10 protein-coding genes and 1 pseudogene are annotated in these 15,473 nt (G+C 63.0%); 2 read left to right on the top strand and 9 right to left on the bottom strand.

Features of this window, described 5'->3' with window-relative positions; genetic code table 11:
* Window positions 1–180 precede the first annotated feature (180 nt).
* The 3 genes from ACZ9EJ_RS14365 to ACZ9EJ_RS14355 form a co-directional block, all read right to left on the bottom strand.
* Window positions 181–1,116, bottom strand: coding sequence for a TAXI family TRAP transporter solute-binding subunit (locus ACZ9EJ_RS14365; RefSeq protein WP_251089485.1), 936 nt, complete (start codon window positions 1,114–1,116; stop codon window positions 181–183).
* A 161-nt stretch (window positions 1,117–1,277) separates the two neighbouring features.
* Complete coding sequence (locus ACZ9EJ_RS14360) at window positions 1,278–1,532, bottom strand: exodeoxyribonuclease VII small subunit (RefSeq protein WP_038540522.1); 255 nt, start codon at window positions 1,530–1,532, stop codon at window positions 1,278–1,280.
* A gap of 3 nt (window positions 1,533–1,535) precedes the next feature.
* Window positions 1,536–2,468 carry a histone deacetylase family protein gene (locus ACZ9EJ_RS14355; protein ID WP_046632762.1) on the bottom strand — a complete coding sequence of 311 codons (933 nt, stop codon included), beginning with the start codon at window positions 2,466–2,468 and terminating at the stop codon, window positions 1,536–1,538.
* A 147-nt stretch (window positions 2,469–2,615) separates the two neighbouring features.
* Between ACZ9EJ_RS14355 and ACZ9EJ_RS14350 the strand changes: the two genes are divergently transcribed.
* Complete coding sequence (locus tag ACZ9EJ_RS14350; RefSeq protein WP_255742870.1) at window positions 2,616–3,014, top strand: acyl-CoA thioesterase; 399 nt, start codon at window positions 2,616–2,618, stop codon at window positions 3,012–3,014.
* Window positions 3,015–3,027: 13 nt separating this feature from the next.
* On the opposite strand, the gene ACZ9EJ_RS14345 is transcribed toward ACZ9EJ_RS14350, so the two are convergent.
* Genes ACZ9EJ_RS14345 through ACZ9EJ_RS14335 form a run of 3 tightly spaced genes read right to left on the bottom strand, consistent with a single transcriptional unit; the run spans window position 3,028 to window position 4,901 of the window.
* Window positions 3,028–3,591 carry a biotin transporter BioY gene (locus tag ACZ9EJ_RS14345; protein ID WP_046641126.1) on the bottom strand — a complete coding sequence of 188 codons (564 nt, stop codon included), beginning with the start codon at window positions 3,589–3,591 and terminating at the stop codon, window positions 3,028–3,030.
* Window positions 3,592–3,621: 30 nt separating this feature from the next.
* On the bottom strand, window positions 3,622–4,227 hold the full coding sequence (locus tag ACZ9EJ_RS14340) for an energy-coupling factor transporter transmembrane component T family protein (protein ID WP_046641074.1): 606 nt from the start codon (window positions 4,225–4,227) through the stop codon (window positions 3,622–3,624).
* Window positions 4,224–4,901 (bottom strand): energy-coupling factor ABC transporter ATP-binding protein, encoded by a 678-nt coding sequence (locus tag ACZ9EJ_RS14335; protein ID WP_046641073.1) that lies wholly within the window; start codon window positions 4,899–4,901, stop codon window positions 4,224–4,226. The genes ACZ9EJ_RS14340 and ACZ9EJ_RS14335 overlap by 4 nt, the downstream gene beginning before the upstream one ends.
* A 108-nt stretch (window positions 4,902–5,009) precedes the next feature.
* On the opposite strand from ACZ9EJ_RS14335, the gene ACZ9EJ_RS14330 reads away from it, so the two are divergent.
* Entirely contained in the window at window positions 5,010–6,203 is a 1,194-nt protein-coding gene (locus ACZ9EJ_RS14330; RefSeq protein ID WP_046641072.1) for a winged helix-turn-helix domain-containing protein, read from the top strand.
* A gap of 304 nt (window positions 6,204–6,507) precedes the next feature.
* Here ACZ9EJ_RS14330 and glgB read toward each other — a convergent pair.
* The 3 genes and pseudogenes from glgB to ACZ9EJ_RS14315 form a co-directional block, all read right to left on the bottom strand.
* A pseudogene (gene glgB / locus ACZ9EJ_RS14325) lies at window positions 6,508–8,717 on the bottom strand (1,4-alpha-glucan branching protein GlgB).
* Complete coding sequence (treS, locus tag ACZ9EJ_RS14320) at window positions 8,714–12,022, bottom strand: maltose alpha-D-glucosyltransferase (RefSeq protein WP_370649810.1); 3,309 nt, start codon at window positions 12,020–12,022, stop codon at window positions 8,714–8,716. The pseudogene glgB and the gene treS overlap by 4 nt, the downstream one beginning before the upstream one ends.
* A 13-nt stretch (window positions 12,023–12,035) precedes the next feature.
* A complete protein-coding gene (locus ACZ9EJ_RS14315; protein WP_046641070.1) occupies window positions 12,036–15,290 on the bottom strand; it encodes a maltotransferase domain-containing protein in 3,255 nt (1,084 codons plus the stop codon).
* Between the last annotated feature and the right edge of the window lie 183 nt (window positions 15,291–15,473).

Raw genomic sequence — 15,473 nt, 5'->3', positions numbered from 1 at the left:
TTGGCTTGCTCCCTCTTCTCCCCAGCGGGGAGAAGTGCCGAGCGGATGCGAGGCGATGAGGGGGCTGAGGAGCGTAGCGACGAAGGCTCGAAGCGAAGAGCAAGAGTTTGGCTCCGCTCCCCCTCATCCGACCCTTCGGGCCACCTTCTCCCCGCTGGGGAGAAGGAAGGGCGCCGTGCATCACTTCACCAAACCAACTTCCTTGTAGTACCGCTCGGCGCCCGGATGCAGCGGAACCGGCATGCCTTCCAGCGCCTTCTTCACGTCGATCGCCTTGGCGGCCGCATGGGCTGCGGAAAGCTTCGGCAGGTTGGAGAACAAGAGCTTGGTCATCTGGTAGACGGTTTCGTCCGAAACACCGGAATGGGTGATCAGGAAGTTGCCGACGGCGGCGGTCTCCACATCGGCGGTCTGGCCCTCATAGGTACCGGCCGGGATTTTGACGGAGACATAGGGCGCCCCGATCTTGGCGACTTCGGCCGCCGGGATCGCCACGACATTGATCTTCAGCGAGGTTGCAAGGTCGCGGATCGAGGCAACGCCGAGGCCGGCCGATTGCAGCGTCGCATCGAGCTGGCGATTCTTGATCAGCTCGACGGATTCGGCAAACGGCAGGTATTCGGTCTTGCCGAGGTCCTTGTAGGACAGCCCGGCGGCGGTGAAGATGGCGCGGGCGTTGAGTTCCGTGCCGGAGGCGGGCGCCCCGACCGACAGGCTCTTGCCCTTGAGGTCGGCGAGCGTCTTCACGCCGGATTCGGCGCTGGCGACCACCTGGATATAGTTCGGATAGATGGCGGCGATGCCGCGCAGCTTGTCGAGCTTGGCCGGGAAGCCCGCTTCCTTATTGCCCTTCCAGGCTTCCTGGACCGAATCCCCGAGCGAAAAGGCGATTTCGCCGCGCCCTGCCTGCAGCAGGTTGAGGTTTTCGACGGAAGCCTTGGTCGCCTGCACCTGGGTGCGGCTGTCCTTGATCCCCTGTCCGTAGATTTCCGCAAGTGCCACGCCGAGCGGATAATACACGCCGGACGTGCCGCCCGTCAGTACGTTGATGAATTCCGCAGCCTTCGCGCCGGCGGCGGAAAATGCCGTCGAAACGGTGAGTGCCGCCACGAACATGAGATTGATTTTACTAGGCTTCGCGCCGAAGTTCATAATGGTCTCCTCCCAAAGTAACCACTTAGATGGCGGCTATCATGGGGAGGCGGTCCCGGTGCGTCAATCGGTTTATGACGCAATCCTTGCGAAGGTTGTAAGACTTTGGTTTGAGGCTGCGGCGGTCACTCGCCGTCGAGCGGTTCGACGCCCTGCGGCTTGCCGGCGCGGTCGAGACGGATCTTTTCGATGCGGTTTTCAGCGGCCGTCAGCAGTTTTTCGCAATGTTTTTTCAGCGCTTCGCCGCGTTCGTAGATGGCGATGGACTCGTCGAGCGCCACGTCGCCGCGTTCCAGCCGCGCCACGATGCTTTCAAGTTCGGCGACGGCCTTCTCGAAGGAATAGCCGCTCACATCGAGGCTCTCGGTGTTTTCGGTCATCGTCTATCCCTTCATCAGTCTGCAGATATGCATTCCCGCCGATTCGGCGAGCCCTTCCAGATCATATCCGCCCTCGAGCAGGCTGACGATACGGTTGCCGGCATATTTGCCGGCGATCTCCATCAGCCGCCCGGTCGCCCAGTCGAAATCGTCGCCGACGAGATTGATCTGCGCCAGCGGATCGCGGTGATGTGCGTCGAAGCCGGCCGAGATGATGATGAAATCCGGCCGGAAATTATCGAGCGCCGGCAGCACGCGGCTCTTGAAGGCCTCGCGAAAATATTCGCTGCCGGTATCGGGCGAAAGCGGCGCGTTGACGACATTGTTCTTGGTGCCGGTCTCGTCCTTGGCGCCGGTGCCGGGATAAAGCGGCATCTGGTGCGTCGAGCAGAACAGCACCGACGGATCGTCCCAGAAGATGTCCTGGGTGCCGTTGCCGTGATGTACGTCCCAGTCGACGATCGCGACACGCTCGATACCATATTTCTGCTGGGCATGGCGGGCGGCGATCGCGGCATTGTTGAAAAGGCAGAAACCCATCGCCTTGTCTTTCTCGGCATGATGGCCGGGCGGCCGTGCCGCCACGAAGGCATTGTCGACCTTGCCGGTCGCCACGTCGTCGACGGCCGCCATCGCGCCGCCGATGCCCGTCAGTGCCGCCTGAAAGCTCTTCGGCCCCACATAGGTGTCGGCCTCGATCTGCCGGATCGTGTCTTCCTCGGGGATTGCGCGCATGACAGTGCGCAGGTGCTCTTCCGGATGGGCGAGCAGAACCGCGTCCTCATTGGCCTGGGGAGCGTCCTTCCGGTCGAGCCTGGCGAAATTCGGATGCTCCAGCGCAATCGCCAGCGAGCGCAGCCGGTCGGCTCGTTCGGGATGTCCTTCGGGCGTGCGATGTTCGAGGAAGATCTTGTGTTCGTAAAGGCGCGTGGTCATGCGGCGGCCTCGTCAGGGGTCAGTCCGGTCTGGACCTTTCCGACATGGCGCAGAAAGCTGACTTTTTCAAGCCGCAACCCCTTGCTCTTGTGCTTGTTTAGCTTGAAAGAATGGTCTTACATGATTGGGTGCAGCCCAGAGGGTATCGTGGCCAGAGAGTCAGTCAAGTCTCAAGAATTCCGGGTTCCTTTCCGCGATGTCGACATGAACGGAGAGATGTTCCGGTCGTCCTATGTCGTGCGGGCGGAAGAAGCCGTCACGGAATTCTGGCGTCGCCGCAAGCCGCAAAAGGACGATCCGTTCTTCAGGATCGGCAAGATCACCTGCACGTTCCACTCGGCCTTGAAGCTGGGCGATGTCGTCCACACCCATATCGGCGTCAGCAAGATCGGCGGAAAGTCGGCAGGTTTCCTCGTCCATATGCTGCGGGGCGAAGAGGCCGTGGCGGAAGCCGAGATCGTCTGGATGACCTGCGACCCCGAAAGCAGGGAGCCGGTGCCGCTTCCCGAAGACCTGCGCGACTGGCTCTATCAGTTCCTGGATTGATTGGACGCGGCGATCAGGCCCGTTGCGGCAGCAGCGGGTAACCGACCATCACGGCGCGGCCTGCAAGTGCCGCAATCATTGCCTTCAGCACATCGCCCGGTATGAAGGAGAGGTCGCCGATGAAGGCGGTCGCAAGCCCGGTGCCCGTGACATAGGCAAGGTAGAGGATGCCGAGCGCATGATCGACAACCACGCCGCCGAGCAGGGCCGCGAGGAAAAAGCCGGTGATCTGCACGAGGCCGTTTTGCGAGCGGTCGACGAACCGCTCGGAACAATAGCCGGTGACGACGGCCGCGAAGAACCAGCCGACGAGATAACCGGCGGTCGGCGAGGCGAAAGTGGCAAGGCCGCCGCGTCCGCCTGACAGCACCGGCAGGCCGATGGCGACAAGCAGCAGAACCAGAAGCACCGCGAACCCGCCGCGCTTGGCGCCGAGGATGACGCCCGCCAGCATGACGCCCAGCGACTGCGCCGTAATCGGCACCGGAATGAAGCCCAGCATGATCGGCGGCACGAGACCGAGCGCCACGATAATGGCGGCAAAAAGGGCGGCCAGAACGAGATCACGGGTGGTCATGCTATGCGAATCCCCGGTTGTCATATGAGGTTATTTCTGCGCCCGGATGCCACGTGCGTCAATGGCGGCGGCAATCTCGTCGGCGTTTTTGAGCGTCAGGATGATCAGCGGCACCGCCAGCGTCAGCGGCCGGACCTTCAGTCCGCGGGCGGAGTGCGCATCCCGGATGGCCTGGTAACGGCTGAGGATTTCCGGCACGAAACGGATGACGAGGCCGATGGAAAGCCCGATGTCCGCGGCCTTCACGAGCCCCAGGCGCTCCAGCGGCATCGCAAGCCGGGTGATCTCGTCGATGAAATCGCCGGTGCTCGTGGTCGCCGTCACGGCTGCTGCGAGGAGGGCGAGCGCCGTCAGCCGGGTGACGACGACCAGTGCATCGTGCTGCCCGTTGAGCACCAGTGTGAAGAGCGCCACGACCGCGATGGTCAGCAGGATCGGCCGCAACCGCAGCCAGGATTGGCGCCATCCGAGCCGGAGCGAGGCGTAGACGATGCAGCCGAACATGGCCGCGACGACAAGAACAACCGGCGAATGGATCACGAAAAGAAAGAGGCTGGCCATGGCGAGGCCGAGAAGCTTTGCCCGCGGCGAAAGCCGGTGCAGAAACGTGTCGCCTTCCACATAGAGCGTCTTCATACGGCCAGCTCGCGGTAGCGGGCGATGACCTCCGCCGGCGCACCGTCATGGGCGAGGCGGCCTTCGTGGAAGAGCAGAACCCGGTCGAAATCGGCGATCAGGCCGAGGTCATGGCTGATGACGATGACATTCTCGTCGAGCCCTTGGATGGTCCGCTCCACGAGGTCGCGGTTCCGGAGATCAAGCTGATTGGTCGGCTCGTCCATGATCAGTATGTCCGGGCGGGTCACCAGAACCGAGGCGAGCGCCGCCAGCTGGAGTTCTCCGCCCGAAAGTTCGTGCACACGCCGGTCGGCCAGATGGGCGATGCCGAAACGGGCAAGCACGGCCTCGACCGCCGCCTCGGTATTCTCCCTCGAGAGCTTCTGCCTTTTCAGCCCGAGCGCGATGTCTTCCTTCAGGATCGGCAGGATGATCTGGTTCTGCGGGTTCTGGAAGATGAAGCCTGCCTGGCCGCGAACCTTGTCGCCGTCCTTCACCGTATCGAACCCGTTGACGGTCACCTGCCCGGCGGATGGCAGCACCAGCCCGTTGATCATCCGCGCGAATGTGGTCTTGCCGGAGCCGTTGAGGCCGATCACGCCGATCCGCCGTTCGCTCAAGCGAAGCGTCAGCGGATGGACGACGGTGCGTCCCTCGAAACGCGCTTCTGCCTGTTCGAAACGGATATCCAAGCCTGTCCCTCGCTGTTCAGCGGTCTATAGACCGGAAGATGGGGAAGGGGAATGCGGAACCGAACGTGAACATTGAATCCTTGGCAGTGACATCCTAATCTAGATGCCATGGCGATTCTCATTTCGAACGATCAGGCCCGCAAGATCTTCCTCGAACGGCAGCGGCTCTGCGAACCGCCCGGCCGAGCGCTGACCAAATCCGGCCTGCTGCAGCTCATCGACGATCTCGGCTTCGTCCAGGTGGACAGTATCGCCACCGTCGAGCGCGCCCATCACATGATCCTGTTCTCGCGCAACCAGACCTACCGGCGCGAGCACCTGACCGCGCTTCTGGAAAAGGACGGCGAGCTCTTCGAACACTGGACGCATGACGCCTCGATCATTCCGGCGAGCTTCTTCCGTTACTGGAAACACCGTTTTCGCCGCCGCGAGCCGATCCTCGCCGAGCGCTGGCGCAAATGGCACGGCGAGGGGTTTGACGCCGCCTTCGAGGAGACGTTCCAGCACATCGCCGAGAACGGCGCGATCATGTCGCGCGACATGAAGGCCGAGGACCACAAGTCCGGTGGCTGGTGGAACTGGCATCCGAACAAGACGGCGCTGGAATATTACTGGCACACCGGCAAGCTGGCGATCGCCGGCCGCGTCAACTTCCAGAAGATCTACGACCTGATGGAGCGCGTCATTCCGCGGCATCACCACGAGCCGGAAGTCAGCCACGAAGAGTTCGTCGACTGGGCCTGCCGCGGCGCCATGAGCCGCCTCGGCTTTGCGACCTCCGGAGAACTTGCCGCCTTCTTCGATCTCGTCACGCCCGACGAGGCGAAGGACTGGGTGAAGACTCACCGAGACGAACTGGTGGAAGTGCTGATCGAGACGGCCGACGGCAGCCGCCCGCGTCCATCCTTCGCCTTCCTCGGCTTCCCCGAAAACCTCGGTACCATCCCCGAACCGCCCGCCCGCGTGCGCGTGCTGAGCCCCTTCGATCCGCTCCTGCGCAACCGCGACCGGGCCGAGCGGCTGTTCGACTTTTTCTACCGGATCGAGGTTTTCGTGCCGGAGCCGAAGCGCCAATATGGCTATTACGTCTTTCCGCTCTTGGAAGGCGACCGCATGATCGGCCGCATCGACATGAAGGCGGACCGCAAGTCGGGCGTGCTGGATGTGAAGCGGCTGTGGCTGGAAAAGGGCGTTAGGGCTTCGGCTGGGAGATTGGAGAAGCTGGAGGCGGAGCTGCTTCGGGTCGGGCGGTTCGCGGGGGTGGAGAAGGTGACCTATCAGGATGGCTGGCGGGGGGAATAGGCACCGGCGAGTGAAAAACATCATCGCCCCTTGTGCCCGCGACACCCCCCTCTGCCCTGCCGGGCATCTCCCCCTCAAGGGGGGAGATCGGCCAGAGGCTGGCTCATCACTTCCTCGTGGTGACACGCAGATCCTCTCAGCGACGTGTGGCGCTTGCTCAATTCCGATGCGATTTAAGCGGGCTTATACCGGGATTTAGGCAGGGCATTGACCCCATCCAATCTCCCCCCTTGAGGGGGAGATGCCCGGCAGGGCAGAGGGGGGTGCCTCACGGCAAATTCTCGTTTCAACGTTAAGCTAGAGCCTACCCCCGCCACCGCAAGAACACCGTCGCCAGCGGCGGCAGCACTACCTGTATGGAAAACGCCTTCCCATGCGCCGGCGCATGTTCCGTCCAGGCTTCCGATTGCCCCATGTTGGATCCGCCATAAAGCGCCGCGTCGGTGTTCAGCACCACCTCCCAGCGGCCTTCCGCGGGCACGCCGATCCGGTAGCCATGCCGCGGCATCGGCGTGAGGTTGGAGACGACCAGTACATGCGAGGACCGGTCTTGGCTGCTCCTCAACATACCGTAGACGGAATTTTCAGCGTCGTCGGCCACGGCCCATTCGAAGCCTTCATGATGCAGATCGCCGAACTGCAGCGCGGGTTCCTGCGCGTATAGCGCATTCAGGTCGCGGACCAGTCGCTGTACCCCCGCATGGGCGGGTTGGTCGAGCAGGTCCCAGACGACCGAGCCGTCATGGTTCCACTCGGTCTCCTGTGCCAGTTCGCCGCCCATGAACATCAGCTTCTTGCCGGGATGGCCCCACATGAAGCCGTAATAGGCGCGAAGGTTGGCAAGTTTCTGCCAGTGGTCGCCCGCGGCATCTTGGCCATCAGCGAGCCCTTGCCGTGCACCACTTCGTCATGGGAGAGCGGCAGGATGAAGCGTTCGGAATAGGCATAGATCATTCCGAAGCTCATCGCCCCATGCTGGTATTTCCGGTAGACCGGATCGTCCTGCATGTAATGCAGCGTGTCGTGCATCCAGCCCATGTTCCATTTGAAGTCGAAGCCGAGCCCGCCCTCTTCGGTCGGCTTGGTGACGCCCGGCCAGGCGGTCGATTCCTCCGCCGCCGTGAACGCATGCGGGCAGCGGTCATGGATGATGCTGTTCAGGTGCTTGAAGAACTCGACGGCCTCAAGGTTTTCGCGCCCACCATACTGGTTGGGGATCCATTCGCCCTCGTTGCGGCTGTAGTCGCGGTAGAGCATCGAGGCGACCGCATCGACCCGCAGCGCATCGACATGGTAATGCTCCAGCCATTCGAGCGCCGAGGCGATCAGGAAGCCTTTCACCTCGTTGCGGCCGAGATTGTAGATCAGCGTGTTCCAGTCCCTGTGGAAACCTTCGCGCGGATCGGCATGCTCGTAGAGCGGCGTGCCGTCGAACTTGGCAAGACCCCAGACGTCGGTCGGGAAATGCGCCGGCACCCAGTCGAGAATGACGCCGATGCCAGCCTGATGGCAGCGGTCGATGAAATAGGCGAAATCTTCCGGCGTGCCGTGACGCCCGGTCGGCGCGAACAGCCCGAGCGGCTGATAACCCCAGGAGCCGCCGAACGGATGCTCCATGATCGGCAGCATCTCGATATGGGTGAAGCCGAGGTTCTGAACGTAAGGGATCAGCCGCTGGCTGAGCTCGACCCAGTCGAGATGCCGGTTGCCTTCCTCGGCGATCCGCAGCCACGAGCCGAGATGCACCTCGTAGATCGACATCGCGCCTTCGCGGGCGCGCTCAGTGCGCTGCCTGCGCATCCAGTCCTCGTCGTTCCAGCGGAAGGGTTTGGAGGAGGCGACGATCGAGGCCGTCGATGGGGCAGCCTCGCTCGCGCGGGCGACCGGATCGGCTTTTTGCGGGAGCAGATTGCCGTTTCCGTCGAGGATTTCGAACTTGTAGCGCTCGCCGTGGGTGAGGCGCGGAAGGAAGAGTTCCCATATGCCGGCCTGCGTGCGAAGCCGCATCGGGTAGCGCCGTCCGTCCCAGGCGTTGAAATCGCCGACGACCGAGACACGCCGCGCATTCGGCGCCCAGACCGCAAAGCGCACGCCCTCGATGCCCTCGACCTCCATCGGTATGGCGCCGAGCGTCCGGCCGAGATCGTAATGGGTGCCCTGGCCGATCAGATGCAGGTCGAGATCGCCGAGCAGCAGCGGGAAGGAATAGGGATCTTCCATTTCCTGGACGGCGTCCGGCCACTGGATCCGGAAGAAGTAAGGCGCCGTGCTGGCGGTCACCCCGGCAAACAGCCCGCCTTCATGGATGGTTTCGAGTTCGGCGAGCACCTTGCCGGTATCGGCCTCCACGACCTCCACCGACAGCGCACCGGGCAGCAGCGCCCGAACCACGGTGAGGTTGCCGTATTGATGGCGTCCGAGGATCGAGAATGGATCTCCGTGGCGACCTTCGACCAGGGCTGCCAAGCCCTCGCGGACGGTGCCGATCATCAGGTCTGTGCGCTCGTATCTCATGAGACGTTCTCCAGAAGTCGGGATGCGATCGCCGAGAAGCCGGCAAGCGGGAGGGGAAGCCAGTGCGGACGGCTGCGCACTTCGTAGGCGATCTCGTAGGCGGCCTTTTCAAGCAGGAAGAGATCGAGAATGCGCCCGCGAGCCTCCGGCGCGATGCGCAACGCCTCTGAGGTCTGGGTGGCCTCGAAATAGGCATCGAGGAAGGCCGGCTCCGCCATCTCCATAAAGCGCCCGACCAGTGCCTTGTGGCGTGCGTCTTCCACCTCGCTGACGATTTCCCTGTCGAGATCGGCAGACGCCGCGAGATAGCTGAGGGAGCGCAGTAGGCCGGCGACGTCGCGCAATGGATTGGTCTTGGCGCGACGCTCGGCGAGGTCGCGGGTCGGTTCGCCTTCGAAGTCGATGATATAGGCATCGCCTTCCGCGACCAGGATCTGGCCAAGATGGAAGTCGCCGTGATTGCGGGTCATCAGCGTGCCTTCGACGGCGCTCGCAAGATGCGTGGCGAGGCCGAGAAGCTGGTCGCGGCGGTCGAGGATCGCTTTCGCCTCGAGGGCGATATCCGAATCCAGACCCTCGACCGTTTTTTCGAGGATCGCCAGGCTGTGGGAAATCTGAGCCGTGACCCCGTCACGCCATTTTTCGGCATCGGCTGCCGTTGCCCGGATCGGTTGGAAGTCCGGGTCGTCGGTTGGCTGGGCGAGCGCCGCATGCAACTCGCCGAGCCGTTTGCCGATGGTCGCGACCAAGTTTACCAGCGGCTTGAAATGCTCGTCCACCACCTCGCCCTCGAGGCCGGTCACCACGATCTCGTCGATGGCCCGGCGCAGGTTACTGAGCATCCAGTTCCAGGCGTCGCCCTGGTTGCGGATCGCGCTCTGCACGATGATCAGCGTGTAGCGGCTGCCGTCCGGTGCCGTCCGGGCGACCTCGCCGAGCAATTGCGCGGTATTCTGGTAGCCGACATTGGTCAGATAACGGGTCATCTCGGCTTCCGGATGCATGCCGGGGAAGACGTGGCGGATGAGCTTCACCATCGCCAGGTCGCCCAAAATAAGCGAACTGTTGGATTGCTCCGCCGAGAGCCAACGGATGGCCATGTCGTCGGTAACCGTCAGGCTGTCGAGACTTTCCGTGCCGATGAATTCCAATGTGCCGGCGCGACCGGAAATCACCGAACGCTCGCGAAGGCCACGCATCACGCCGCGCGCCAGGCCCTCCATTGCGAACCCGTCGGTCAGGAAGCCGACGCGGCGGCCCTGACGGATACGGGCGAGCGCAAGCTGCTGGGCGAGCGCGGTGGGCTGCGCATCGTCCCAGGACACGGCAAGCGGCAACAGATAGGTGTCCTTGCGGCCATCCACCTCCGCCTCGAGCTCACCGAGCAGGATGTTGTTGGCAAAAGCGATCGGCGTTGCCGCGACCAGTGTGGCCCCATTCAGGACCTGGCCCTTGGAGCCGAACCAGCGGCGCTTGCCGAGATAGGCCGGCAGAACCTCGTTGGAGAGCGTGGCGGCAAGCCGGGGCTCGTCGACCAGTTCCTGCAGGTCGCGGCGGGTGACCATGGTCACCATGTCCTGCATCTGCTCCGGCGGCTCCTTGCGCCAGACGGGCCCGTCGGCTTCGGCGACGAGCTGGAACCAGAAGAAGCCGAACGGCTGCAGGGTCAGGAGATAGGTGAGCTGGCCGATCGGCGGGAAGGGCGACATGCCCGAAAGCTCGATCGGCACGCGGCCGGCGAAATGCGCCAGGTCGAGTTCCACTGCCTGCGGCAGGCGCGAGAGATTGGCGACGCAGAGGATCGTCTCGCCGTTGTATTCGCGCAGATAGGCGAGGATCTTGCGATTGCCCGGCGTGAGGAATTTCAGCGAGCCGCGGCCGAAGGCGGAGTGCTTGTTGCGCAGCGCCAGCATGCGCCGGGTCCAGTTCAGCAGCGAATGGGCGTCCGACCCCTGCGCCTCGACGTTCACCGCCTCGTATCCGTAGAGCGGGTCCATCACCGGCGGCAGCACGAGGCGGGCCGGATCGGCCTTGGAGAAACCGCCATTGCGGTCCGGCGACCATTGCATCGGGGTGCGCACCCCGTCGCGGTCGCCGAGATAGATATTGTCGCCCATACCGATCTCGTCGCCGTAATAGAGAACCGGCGTTCCGGGCATGGAGAGCAGCAGCGCGTTCATCAGTTCGATGCGCCGGCGGTCGCGTTCCATCAGCGGCGCAAGGCGGCGGCGGATGCCGAGATTGATGCGGGCGCGGCGGTCGGCGGCATAGATGTTCCAGAGGTAGTCGCGTTCCTCGTCGGTCACCATTTCCAGCGTCAGCTCGTCGTGATTGCGAAGGAAGATCGCCCACTGGCAGTTTTCCGGGATTTCCGGCGTCTGGCGCATGATGTCGGTGATCGGGAAACGGTCTTCCTTGGCGATCGCCATGTACATGCGCGGCATCAGCGGGAAGTGGAACGCCATGTTGCATTCGTCGCCATTGCCGAAATACTCGTTCGTGTCCTCCGGCCATTGATTGGCTTCGGCGAGCAGCATCTTGCCGGGATGGGTGCTGTCGAGCGAGGCGCGGATCTTCTTCAGGATTTCGTGCGTCTCGGGCAGGTTTTCGTTGTTCGTGCCCTCGCGCTCGACGAGATAGGGGATCGCGTCCAGCCGGAACCCGTCAATGCCGGTATCCGCCCAGAAGCGCATGACGCCGAGCAGCTCCTCCAGCACCTGCGGATTGTCGAAGTTGAGGTCCGGCTGGTGGGAGTAGAAGCGGTGCCAGTAATAGGCGCCGGCGACCGGGTCCCATGTCCAGTTCGATTTTTCCGTGTCGAGGAAGATGATCCGGGTTTCGGGGAATTTCTGATCCGTATCCGACCAGACGTAGAAGTCGCGCTCCGGAGAGCCGGGCGGCGCATGCCGCGCCCGCTGGAACCACGGATGCTGGTCGGATGTATGGTTGATGACGAGCTCGATGATGACCCGGATGCCGCGCTGGTGCGCCGCCTCGACGAAGGCCTGGAACTCCTCGATCGTGCCGTAGTCGGAGCTGACATTGCCGTAATCGGCGATGTCGTATCCATCGTCGCGGCGGGGCGACGGGAAAAAGGGCAGTAGCCAGATCGCATTGGCGCCGAGCGAGGCGATATGGTCGAGTTTCTCGTGCAGACCCTGAAAATCGCCGATCCCGTCACCATTCGCATCGAAGAACGACTTGATGTGGAGCTGATAGATGATCGCGTCCTTGTACCACAGAGGATCGCTCTCTTGGCCCGGCACCTGGTTCTGAGCCTGGCTGCGGCTGCCCGTCATGTCCATTTTGTTTTCTCCCTTATCGCACGCGCCAGATCGAAAACGGCAGGCCGTGATGCGGATCGAGCCGGATACGTTGGATCTTGCCGGTCAGCGTGAAACGGTTGCCGCCGACCAGATCTTCTAGGTCAAGTGCGCCATGGTCCGGGAGGTTCCATGACCAGAGTGGTATTTCGACATCCGCCTCCTGCGCATTGTGGGGATCGAGGTTGATCGCGATCAGCAGGACGTTCTCGCGACCGGCACTCGCCTTCTCGAAGAACATGATGTTGTCGTTCCAGGCGGTGAGAAGCTGCAGGCCGAGATGCGAATGCAGCGCCGGGTTCTCGCGGCGGAGCCGGTTGAGCAGGGTGATCTCGCCCTTGATGTTGCCGGGACGGTCGTAGTCCCAGGCGCGGATCTCGTATTTCTCCGAATCCGCATATTCCTTGCGCTTGGCGTCCGGCCGGCCTTCGCAAAGCTCGAAGCCGTTATAGACGCCCCAGAGACCCGACAGCGTCGCGGCGAGGGCGGCGCGGATCAGATAGGCCGGCCGCGGCGCGTTCTGCAGGAAGTCCGGGTTGATGTCGTGCGTGTTGACGAAGAAATGCGGACGGAAGAATTCCTTCGGCTCCTCGGTGGTGATCTCGCGCATATACTGCTCGAGCTCCCACTTGGCATTGCGCCAGGTGAAATAGGTGTAGGACTGCGAGAAGCCGACCTTGGCGAGCCGGTACATGACCTTCGGCTTGGTGAATGCCTCCGACAGGAAGACGACCTCCGGATGCCGCGCGCGGATGTCGGCGATCAGCCATTCCCAGAACGGGAAGGGTTTCGTGTGCGGATTGTCGACGCGGAAGAGCTTGACGCCGTTGTCGACCCATTTCTGCACGATGTCGCGCAGTTCCACCCAGAGCGAGGGGATCGCATCATGGGCGTAGAAATCGACGTTGACGATGTCCTCGTATTTCTTCGGCGGGTTTTCCGCATACCGGATCGTCCCGTCCGGCCGCCAGTCGAACCAGCCGGGATGTGATTTCAGCCAGGGATGATCGGGCGAGGCCTGGATCGCCAGGTCTAGCGCTATTTCAAGGCCTTCTTCCTGGGCGGCATCCACCAGCCGGCGGAAGTCCTCGAACGTGCCGAGCTCCGGATGGATCGCGTCATGACCGCCTTCCTCAGAGCCGATCGCATAGGGGCTGCCCGGATCGTCCGGCGCGGGGCTCAGCGAATTGTTCTTGCCCTTGCGGTTGGTCTTGCCGATCGGGTGGATGGGCGGGAAATAAAGAACGTCGAACCCCATGTCGCGGATGGCGGGCAGCCGCTTGATCACGTCGTCGAACGTGCCGTGCCGGTTGGGATCGCCACTCTGCGAGCGGGGAAAGATCTGGTACCAGCTGGCGAAACCAGCGGCGATACGTTCCGCGTCGATCGGGATCGCCTGGGAACGGACCTTGAACGGCCGACGGTCGGCCTCCGCCATCAGTTCGGCGGTTTCAGGCGCCAGCAAGATTTCCGTGCGTTGCGGGTCCTGCACCTCGGTCAGCTTGTCGAATAGCGCTTTGAGCCGTGTCTTGATCCTGCCGGAGGAATTGTCCAGCGCATCGAGAACGAGGTTGATGCCCTCTTGGATTTCCAGCCTCAGATCGAGCCGCGCCTCGTGTTTCTTCACGAATTCATAGCGGAAGATCGCGAAGGGATTGCGCCAGGCCTCGATCAGGAATTCGTGGCGGCCCATGCGCTTCAGGGTGAATTCCGCGTTCCAGCGATCGTTCAGGACGAGCTGCATGCGCTCCTCGGTCCATTCCGTCTCGTCGGCCGCGCGCCAGAGCAGCGCGGCCGCCAGCGGATCATGGCCGTCGCCGAAAATGTCCGCCTCGACCTTCACCGTCTCGCCAACCACCCGTTTGACCACGAAACGGCCGTCATCGACGCATGGCGTGATCTTCTCGATCGCCAGCCGGGGCGAAGCGGTCGCCTTGTCTACCGAAGGCACCGGTGCGGCGTCCACGATCGGCACCGACGACCGGCCCTCGAAGATCCTGATTTCGCCGGGTTTCAGTTTGAGCTGTGCGGCAAAGGCTTCGCCATCCGCCTCCGGCGCTTCGAGCGGCAGGAAGGGCGCGGCCGCCTCGCGCAGCACGTTGAAGGGAGCGGCCACGGAGCGGCGCAGATCCCGGTTCAGAACCACGACGCGCACCTTCTGCGCCGAACGCAGGTCTTCCCGGTCGGTCTGCATCAATGCCACGGCCGGCGTCTGGCTGGTGGAGATGAGCCGCAGCGGCTGGCGGGCAAAGCCGGCCGCGGTCTTGTTGGTGCCGGCGTTCACGCTTCGGATATCGGCCGAGAGATCGAACGATCCCTGCTCCCGCAGGCCCCTGAGGCCCATTCCGTCGCCAAACAGCGGGTCGAGCGGCGTCGTCGCGCCGAATTCGAAGCCCATCGGGATCATCAGCCCGCTCGCGAAGGTCGAGGCGAGCTTCAGCGAGCGGATCGCCTTCCTCTGCAGCACTTCGCAACTGTCGGTGCCGTGGGCGATGCGTTTGCCGAAAGGTGCTTCCGGGAATGTGACCTGATAACCGAGCTGGCGCTGGATCTGGTATTCGTCGAGGATCCAGCGTTCCTCCAGGTTCCACCAGGCAAGCGACGAGAAGCTGCCGTCGAAACCGGCACCCTCGAGCGCCCGGCGATCCTCGAAGGAGGTGCCCGGCGTCCATGCCAGAAAGATCGTCTCAGGCGCTGATTTGCGGGTGGAAATGATCAGGTCGTACCAGGCTTCCGGCGCCAGGCGGCCGATACCGAGGCAGCGGAAACCGGCAATCCCGAGGCCGGTCAGCTGCGCCATCCGCTTGCGCCAATCCTCGATATGGCGGGCTTCGCTCATGAAGTCGATGCCGCGGCTGCAGCTGTCCCGCGGCGCGATACGCGGATCGGCGAGGATCGGCCCGGCATGTTCGGCGTCCACGCCGACTCGATCGATGACAAGGTCGAGCATCAGCTTGATCTTGCTTTCGCGCGCCGCCTGGATCAGGGCCTTGATACCGTCCTGGACGGAAGAGCCGATCTGAAGCTCCGGGTCTAACCGATCGAAATTCTTCGTCACGAAGACGCTCGCATTGTGGCCCCGCTCGAAAAGCGGCGCCGTCAGCACCGTGTCGAAACCGAGATCCCTGGCATGCGCAAAAACCTCCCGCCACGCGTCGAGCCCCCTCAGCATCAGGGGATGAACGTAGTAGATCTGTGGTGGGAGTTGCGCGAGGGATGTCCCGGCGATGAATTGGGGACGCGTGTTCATGGGATTTGCCTCGCCGTCGATTAGAGCCGTCGAATTGGCGGTCTAACTGTCGAGCGGCGGTGCTGGTTCCGATAAAATTGCCTGACTCAAGCGGTTTCTCACGCTTCGGGCCTGCATCTTCGACGAAGCTGTTGATGCAGATGAACAATCCGGAGTTGTTCCTGTGGACGCATTATCAGCTCT

The organism is Neorhizobium sp. USDA 3394 (assembly GCF_056280385.1).
This window is presented reverse-complemented; position numbering and strand designations above follow the sequence as displayed.